This is a genomic window from Salinicola peritrichatus, from assembly GCF_003206715.1.
In the GTDB taxonomy this organism is placed as follows: Bacteria; Pseudomonadota; Gammaproteobacteria; order Pseudomonadales; family Halomonadaceae; genus Salinicola; species Salinicola peritrichatus.
Window position 1 is genome coordinate 43,697 of record NZ_PZJU01000030.1, and the last position, 8,075, is coordinate 51,771.

General features: G+C 56.6%; 9 protein-coding genes. 8 read left to right on the forward strand and 1 reads right to left on the reverse strand.

All coding sequences use genetic code 11. The features are described 5' to 3' along the window. Positions 1 to 130: 130 nt before the first annotated feature. From DOM57_RS12505 to DOM57_RS12545, 8 genes are all read left to right on the forward strand, one after another. On the forward strand, positions 131 to 1,162 hold the full coding sequence (locus DOM57_RS12505) for an aminoglycoside phosphotransferase family protein (RefSeq protein ID WP_110649532.1): 1,032 nt from the start codon (positions 131 to 133) through the stop codon (positions 1,160 to 1,162). Next, on the forward strand, positions 1,159 to 1,824 hold the full coding sequence (murU, locus tag DOM57_RS12510; protein WP_110649533.1) for an N-acetylmuramate alpha-1-phosphate uridylyltransferase MurU: 666 nt from the start codon (positions 1,159 to 1,161) through the stop codon (positions 1,822 to 1,824). The genes DOM57_RS12505 and murU overlap by 4 nt, the downstream gene beginning before the upstream one ends. A 96-nt stretch (positions 1,825 to 1,920) precedes the next feature. After that, positions 1,921 to 2,340, forward strand: a complete 420-nt coding sequence (locus DOM57_RS12515) for an OsmC family protein (protein ID WP_110649534.1) — start codon at positions 1,921 to 1,923, stop codon at positions 2,338 to 2,340. Between the two features lie 317 nt (positions 2,341 to 2,657). After that, positions 2,658 to 3,695 (forward strand): helix-turn-helix transcriptional regulator, encoded by a 1,038-nt coding sequence (locus DOM57_RS12520; RefSeq protein WP_110649545.1) that lies wholly within the window; start codon positions 2,658 to 2,660, stop codon positions 3,693 to 3,695. A 1-nt stretch (position 3,696) separates the two neighbouring features. Further along, complete coding sequence (locus DOM57_RS12525) at positions 3,697 to 4,206, forward strand: SMI1/KNR4 family protein (protein WP_110649535.1); 510 nt, start codon at positions 3,697 to 3,699, stop codon at positions 4,204 to 4,206. A gap of 354 nt (positions 4,207 to 4,560) precedes the next feature. Further along, positions 4,561 to 5,235, forward strand: coding sequence for a hypothetical protein (locus tag DOM57_RS12535; protein ID WP_110649537.1), 675 nt, complete (start codon positions 4,561 to 4,563; stop codon positions 5,233 to 5,235). After that, a complete protein-coding gene (locus DOM57_RS12540) occupies positions 5,232 to 5,825 on the forward strand; it encodes a hypothetical protein (RefSeq protein WP_110649538.1) in 594 nt (197 codons plus the stop codon). Before DOM57_RS12535 ends, DOM57_RS12540 begins: the two co-directional genes overlap by 4 nt. An 18-nt stretch (positions 5,826 to 5,843) precedes the next feature. After that, on the forward strand, positions 5,844 to 6,992 hold the full coding sequence (locus tag DOM57_RS12545; RefSeq protein WP_110649539.1) for a hypothetical protein: 1,149 nt from the start codon (positions 5,844 to 5,846) through the stop codon (positions 6,990 to 6,992). Between the two features lie 13 nt (positions 6,993 to 7,005). On the opposite strand, the gene DOM57_RS12550 is transcribed toward DOM57_RS12545, so the two are convergent. Then, a complete protein-coding gene (locus DOM57_RS12550) occupies positions 7,006 to 7,653 on the reverse strand; it encodes a HEPN domain-containing protein (RefSeq protein ID WP_110649540.1) in 648 nt (215 codons plus the stop codon). Positions 7,654 to 8,075 lie beyond the last annotated feature (422 nt).

Genomic DNA, 8,075 nt, shown 5'->3' on the forward strand with positions numbered 1-8,075 from the left:
CACTATCGCCGTTCCGTGGAGCCGCGCCCCGGCATGGTAACCGATACGGCCGATCGACAGCGGTTCCAGCATGCGGCGCCATCCCCGGCCCGTCAACTCGATGCCACGACTCGTCTCAACGGAAACCCGAATGACTCTGCGCCTTGCCGATCTCCGTACCTGGATCGCACGCCAGCACGACCTGCCGCCCGACGCCTGCCGGCTCGAGACCGTCGCGGGCGATGCCAGTTTCCGTGGCTATTGCCGCGTCACCCTTCCCAATGCCTCGACCCGTATCGTCATGGATGCGCCGCCCGAGCTGGAAGACAGCCGCCCCTTCGTGGAGATCGGACATCAGTGGCGCCAGGCCGGTCTCCCGGTCCCGGCGATTCATGCCGTTGACCTCGCGCGCGGCTTCATCGAGCTCGACGATCTCGGCGACGACAGCCTGCATCACCATTTCGTCACCGAAGCCGGCGCACGGGACGGCACCGCCCGCGCCCTGGCGCTGCTGGACGAGATTCAGCAGCGCGCGCCGAGCGCTTCGCTGCCACGCTACGATCCGGGTTTTCTCGAAGAGGAGATGGATCGCTTTCCCGACTGGGGCCTGACCCGCTGGCTCGGGATCGAGACGCCGCCCTCGTGGCCCGAGGTCAAACGTCATCTGCTCGCGCACATCGAAACGCTGCCGACCGTAGCGGTTCATCGCGACTTCGACGCCATGAACCTGATGCTCCACGGCGACCGGCTGTGGATCATCGACTTCCAGGGCGCCCTGGCCGGACCGCTCGGTTACGACCTGATCTCGCTGCTGCGCGGCCGCTATCATCGCTGGTCCCGCGACGACATGGACGTCTGGATAGAAGGATTCCGCCGGCGCTCGCTCGCCGCCGGAAAACTGGCTAGCGAACACGCCGCCGCCGCCTTCCGTGCCGCCGTCGAGGCGATCGGCGCCCAGCGCCAGCTCAAGATTCTCGGCCAGTTCTGCCGGCTCTGCCTGCGCGACGGCAAACCACGCTACCTCGATTGGCTGCCGCATTTCTACGCCCACCTCGACGAAGGCCTTTCCGCCCTGCCGGCACTCGCCGAGTTCCATGCCTGGCTGCGCGATCGCTACCGCCCGGCCATGGAGGCGCGCCTGGCCGAGCACCGCGCCGAAGCTGCCGCGGGGAGAAAGAGATGAAGGCCATGATCCTCGCCGCCGGGCTCGGCACCCGCATGCGCCCGCTGACCGACCATTGCCCCAAGCCGCTGCTGCCGGTCGCCGGCAAGCCGCTGATCGTGCACCATCTCGAACGCCTGGCGGCGGCCGGTTTCCGCGAAGTGGTGATCAACGTCAGCTACCGCGCCGGGCAGATCGTCGAGGCACTGGGCGACGGCAGCCGCTACGGCGTTTCGCTCGCCTTCAGCGTCGAGGAGACCCCGCTGGAAACCGCCGGCGGTCTGCGCCATGCCCTGCCACTGCTGGGCGATGCGCCCTTCGTGCTGCTCAATGGCGATGTCTGGAGCGACTTCCCGCTCACGCGACTTCGACTCGCCGATGGCGATCTGGCTTCGCTGGTCATGGTCGATACCACCGACTTCCATCGCCGTGGCGATTTCCATCTCGATGCCAACGGCCGGCTGCACGCCGAAGGCGAGCCGCGTCTGATCTATGCCGGTCTTGGCGTCGTCCACCCCGCACTGATCGCCGAATTGCCGGATGGTGAGCCGATCAAGCTGGCGCCGCTGCTGGTCGAGGCCATGCGGGCAGGCCGCGTCGGCGGCTGGCACCATCGTGGTGACTGGATCGATGTCGGCACCCCCGAACGTCTGGCCGAACTGGAAGCCAGGCTCCGGTCATGACGGCGCGAGCATCACCAGCGAGCACCGGGAATGTTATCCTGCCCGCATCGATCAACACGTGATTCGGTAACGAATCCCCAGCAAGGAACCCCGCTCATGAAAGCCACAGTCAAATGGACCGACGGCCGCCAGTTCGTCACCGAATCCGGCAGCGGCCACAGCGTCGTGATCGACGGCAACCCCGACCACGGCGGCCGCAACACCGGCCCGCGGCCGATGGAAATGGTGCTGATGGGTCTCGGCGGCTGCACCTCCTTCGACGTGATCCAGATTCTCGAAAAGGCCCGCGCCGAGGTCACCGACTGCGTCGCCACCCTCGAAGCCGAACGCTTCGACGGCACGCCCAGCGTCTTCACCAAGATCCACGTCCACTTCACCGTCACCGGCAAGAACCTGAAGGACGCCCAGGTCAAACGCGCCGTCGACCTCTCCGCCGAGAAGTACTGCAGCGCCTCGCTGATGCTCAGCAAGGGCGGCGTCGAGATCACCCACTCCTACGAGATTGTCGTGGCTTAAGCCGCGAGCCGCGAGCCGCGAGCCGCGAGCCGCGAGCCGCGAGCCGCGAGCCGCGAGCCGCGAGCCGCGAGCCGCGAAAAGCAGACTCCTACCTTGAGCGAAAAATGCCAGCGACATCATCGCTGGCATTTTGCGTTATACGCATCCCGGCCCCCTCTAGCCCACTAATTTCTCCCCAATTTTTTCCGTTACCCTCCATTTACAATTGCATCGGCCGATAGTTCGAAAGGAGCTGTTCTCGCCATAGCGCGACAGGATTTGTCGCCCCCTCTTGCTAGCGTGAGATGACTTTCAATTACGAATCGAAAGGTCTGTGCGTGTCACAAGCTAAAGATACCGTCGCCCGTCTGCTGATGTTGCTACGCCACATTCCGCGTGCGCCCGGCTATATCGCCACGACCACCTTGCTGGAAAAGTTGCGCAACCGTGGCTTTTCAGTCGACATGCGTACCGTGCAGCGCGACCTCAACCGGCTCTCCGGCCCGTTCTCGTTACTCTGCGACGACAGCATTACTCCTTACCGCTGGAGCTTCACCAAGGATGCCCCGCTGGATCTGCGCGACATGGAGACGCCCACCGCGCTGGCGCTCTATCTCGCCGAAAGCCACCTGAAATCGCTGCTACCACAAAGCGTGCTCGACCTGATGGCGCCGCAGTTTCGCCGGGCGCGCGACTACCTCGATGCTCTTGAAAAGAACGGCCTGGCCGACTGGGCGCGCCGGGTACGCACCAGGCCCAACGGCAAGGCGCTGTTACCGGCACAGGTGGATAGCGCCGTCTGGCAAGCCGTATCGACGGCACTGCTGGAACGCAAATGCCTGAAAGTCAGCTACCTCAGCCGCAGCAAGGAAGCGCTCAAGGAACTGGTCATCCACCCCGACGGCTTCGTCTCCCGCCACTCCATCAGCTACCTGATCGGCACCGTCAAAGGCTACGACGACCCGCGCCAATTCGCCCTGCACCGCATCCAATGGGCTGAATGCCTCGATACATCGGCGCAGGAGCACGGCACCTTCGATATCGACGAATTTCTGGACAGTGGATTCAACGCCCTCGCCCCGATAAAGGAAGTCGACTTGGTTGCCGATATCTCTCCACAGATAGTTTGGCTGCTAAGAGAAACCCCATTGAGCATTGAACAACGGCTGGAAGCCCTGCCAGACAGCGACTGGTATCGGCTGCACGCCAAGGTGCCGGACGATCAGGAAACCCTGTGGTGGGTGTTTGGGTTGAACAGCAATATTCGGGTGCATGAGCCGGTGGGTTGGGTGGAGGAGATTCGCACAAAGCTGGCATGGCTGAGCAGCCATTATTCATCTTCAACCTCTACCCATCATCACTCAGCGAGGCGATGACATGAACGATCTATGGAAAAAACTGGAAGCCTGGTTGGCGGCCAACGATCCCCTCCGCTTAACCAATCTCAAGCAACCTGCTAGCGATACCGAACTGGACAAGCTTGAACAGACTCTTGGCCTGTCTTTGCCAGAAGACTTCAAGGAGTTCCTGAAAATTCATAATGGACAGCCTGGTACTGGACCAAGCTTATTTGAGCAGGGACGTCTGCTCGGTACTACCGACATTCTCATCGAATGGCAAACCTGGAATGAATTGCTGCAATCAGGGGAGTTCGATGAAAACCATTCCACTCCTAGTGCGGAAATAAAAGCAGGCTGGTGGAGACCGGGATGGATGCCTTTCCTATCGAATGGACGAGGCGATCATTTGTGCCTGGATATGGATCCATCAACATCCGGCACCCGTGGACAGGTGATTGAAGTCCTGCACGACTTCGAGTCACGGCAGCGATTGGCGACAGGACTTACAGAGTGGCTTGAAATGACGATCAAGAGAAACGAAGCATGAATGATAAAACCACTACCACTCTCAGGGAACAGCGACTTCAGAAACTGTTCGACGACTGCCAGCAGCAGGTCATTTCTCAAATCATGGGGCCCTTCGGCTTGTCACCCGCCATGTTCAAGGACGTGGACAAAAACGGTGGAAATGTCACTACGCTGCACAATTTTAGCCACGAGGATGACAATTATATCGCAACAGAGGACGACAGGATCCTCCACCAGCATGCGCATACGCAATATAGCAAAAAGGTGAGAGATAAATACGTAGTCGACGATTGGAGTGATAGGCGGGACAAGCGAATCGCAAGGTATCGACGAATACACCGGCTACAAAGTCGATAGCGACGGAAAGGTTCACATGCCGGATGGAAGCCTGAAGCCAGCAGAGCTTGACCATATTGACTCCATTAAAGCCATTCACAGTAATAAAAAAGTTCAACTAGGTGTTGGAAAAGTCAAGAATGGAGAGGTGGATGTCGAGGCTATCAGAAATATCATTAATGATGACAAAAATCTTTCTTTGACCAACAAACCTATCAATGCTTCCAAAGGGGAGCATGATCTAAAAGAGTGGCAGAATCGGGAAAGTACCAAAGGTGATGGCAGCACAAACGCCGAGCATTACGGCCTCGCCCCTGAAAGAAGTGATGAAAAGTACGAAACCACCCGTAAGCATATCGACAGTACGGCAAACCGGGAGCTGTTCAAGAAACAAGCGACTGAATTGCTTGCCACAGGCGGAAAGCAGGCTGCACTCATGGGGGCCCGCCAGGCCATGGGCGTACTGCTAACCGAGCTGGTCAATGCTCTATTCAATGAAGTGAAAGCGCTCATCCGTCACGGTATCGAAGCCGGAAAGAACCTGATCGACGAAATTGGCCAGCGCCTGAAACGTGTCGCAGAGCGAGTTGCCCATAAGGCGCCGGAAGCCCTTTCACAGATGATACAGGGTGGTGTCAGTGGGTTTGTCAGCAATCTGCTCACATTTCTAATCAATAACTTCTGTCCACCGCGAAACGGCTCGTTACCATGATCCGCGAGGGGCTTCTCGGCCTATTCCGTGCGACCAAGATGCTCCTCTTTCCTCCCAAAAATATGACGAAGGAACAAGCTCTGCAGGAAGGCCTTAAGCTACTTGGCACTGTCATTATCAGTTCGGTTGGGATTCTACTCGAAGAAAGCGTCTCAGCCTTCATGGCCGCCGTGCCGTTTCTTAAGCCTTTCTCGGACCTGTTGACTCCTGTCTTGATCGGCATCATCAGTGGCCTACTGTCGGCTTTTCTTGCCTACCAGGTCGACTGCTGGTTCGACCGCAATCAACGCAAGGAACGCTTACTGGACGAACTGTCCTCCAGCGCCAAACAGCGGGCAGCATTTGCCACAGAACTGGCGACACTTTCTGAGTCTTCACTCGGCAATGTCGAACGCTACACTCAATCTATAGAATCGTACCGCCAGACTAGCGCCTCCCTAGGGAACGCTGGCCGGAAATCATCCATGGCCCTTAACCATCTAAAAAATACCGTCTCCAGAACTCGACATCAGGTAGAAAAAAGCCAAAATATGACCGACTACATAAACGAAATCCAAGCAGAAATCGACGCTTTTCTCAACAAGCTATAATATGGCTTAAGGGCTTCCATGAGCACTCAAGAACAGCAGATCGTCCAAGCATTCTCAAGTATCAACATACCCAACAGAATCTTTCGTGAAAGCAAAGTTAAAGAACTTATTCACGACATTAATACTGAAAGCAAAAATACGCAAAGTAAAAATCAGCGTTTGAAAAGGCTTCGCAAGGAAAAGTCAGATGGAAACTTTGTTAGCAATTGGTGGAATGGACAAGACGACAAAATCCAAGAAGCCCAGCTCGATCTTAGTGCTACTATCGGCAAATTGACCCAAAAATCATCCCAGCTACTCGTGGTCAACACTGCTATTTCCAAGGTGCTTAGCGATCAACAGAATCTCTTGCTACAACAGCAGGCTATGTTGAAGCAACAAGCGGATAAGTTGGAAAGCCAAAACCAGCAGATTCTTGACCAACAAATTCAATTGGGACAACAACAAGAAGCTATCAACGCAGCCAACAAAGGGCTCATGGAAGCCAAAGGATTGACACAGGAGCAGGCTCTACAACTGGTTGGATGTGTGAAGCGCGTAACCGAAGCCGAAGAACGCATGGACGCTGCCAATCAAGCACTTCGCGATGATATTGAGCAAAATCTGATCGAGGCCAGTAGGGAGTTCCAGGTACGTCTATCATCAGGTTTCGACGAGTTGCATCAGCAACAAAAGAAGAACGAAAAGATTCTCACTGATGCCTTCTCTACCCAATCAAAACATAATCAAAGTCAATTAGCACAATTTTCCGCTAGTAACGACGCCTTCCAGACAGAAATCACGCAGACATTGCAGCAGCAAAACGATTCTCTACAGGAGCGCACATTTCTTCAGAATGACCGAATTTCAAAACTTGCCGCCGAAAGCGGTGGATTCAAAATAGAAATGGAGCGGCAGCACCAAGCCTACACCCAGGCGACACAGGAACGGCTGGATACTCATGAGAGGAGCCTTCAACAACAGATGGAAGAGTTATCTACCACATTGCATACAGCTCTCAATATGCAAGTCGGGAATGTCAGCCTTGGCCTTGAGCAGCAACTGACTACCGTGACAACCAATAACAATAAGCGCCTCGGCAGGCAACGCCTCGCTATCGCAGGCACCGCTCTCTTGGCACTGGGCTCTCTAGGCCTGCAAGCCGCCATACATTGGGCACTTATTTGATATTCCCCGCCTATCAATCCACCACCGGATAACACGCATCGCCCCACAGGGCATGCGGGTTATCCATCATCACCGTAATCACCAGCGGTACGAGCAGGCTCATGAGTTTGACGCAATCGCGTAGCTGATCCCGGTTGACGGCGCCATTCCAGGTGGCGCCGCCATGAATCAGTTGGTTGCGCAAGGTGTAGATGCGGTTGAAGACGACGCCGAGCAGTTCAGGCGTGTTGCCGCTGGCAAGTGCTTGGTGGGCGCGCTGCTTGCCCTCCGTGAAGCGCTTCTGCCATTCGGCTTCGTCGATTTTGCCACTGTGGAAATCCCAGAAACTCTGGAAGACGTAAGGGTTATCCAGCAGTACGCGAATGGCTCCTGGAAATGTCTGCCAGATCAGATCACCCAAGCATTGGCTGGTGTCGAGATCGCAGAGTTTTTTCAAGAACTCCCTGAAAGTCGCCTGTTCGGAAAGGCGGTAGCGCTCATCGATTTCCGTGGCATAGGCGGCATTGAAGGCGATCCACAAGAAAATGAAACGCCCGTCGTCATCCTCGGCCTGTTCGGCGCGGTTGAGCCAGCTCAATGCACGATGCAATCGCAGGCTGAGATTCACGGGCTGGCTATCCCGTTCCTGGCGGTGGCGCTGTTTCAGGGTCGCGTGTTGCATGTGACGCTCCTTCACGAAGAGTCACACAACGATATCAAAGAATAGACGATCAGGCGGTTTTTCCGAGGATCGGAATGTCCCCGATTCACGCGACACAGTTTGTCGCCCTGCGTTGGCATAGTGGCTGTCGAACCGGCAACCAGAGCGGAAAATCATGCCTATCCCTGCCAAGCCAATCCACTTCTCTTGCCCCGCCTGCGAGTGGGAGAAAACCACCCGGCCTTCCAGCNNCCGGGCCATGATTGGTTCTACCAGTGCCCTAGGTGCGGGTACGATCAATTGAACTCCAGACAAGCAACGTTGATGGAGAGATGCTTGGCTAGGATGCAGCGATTGACTTCTCCCAATCGTCATTAGGCCATGCTGGACAAACCACCTCCAGAGGAAAGACTCATGCTCAGGAATATTCTCGCCGCGATTGG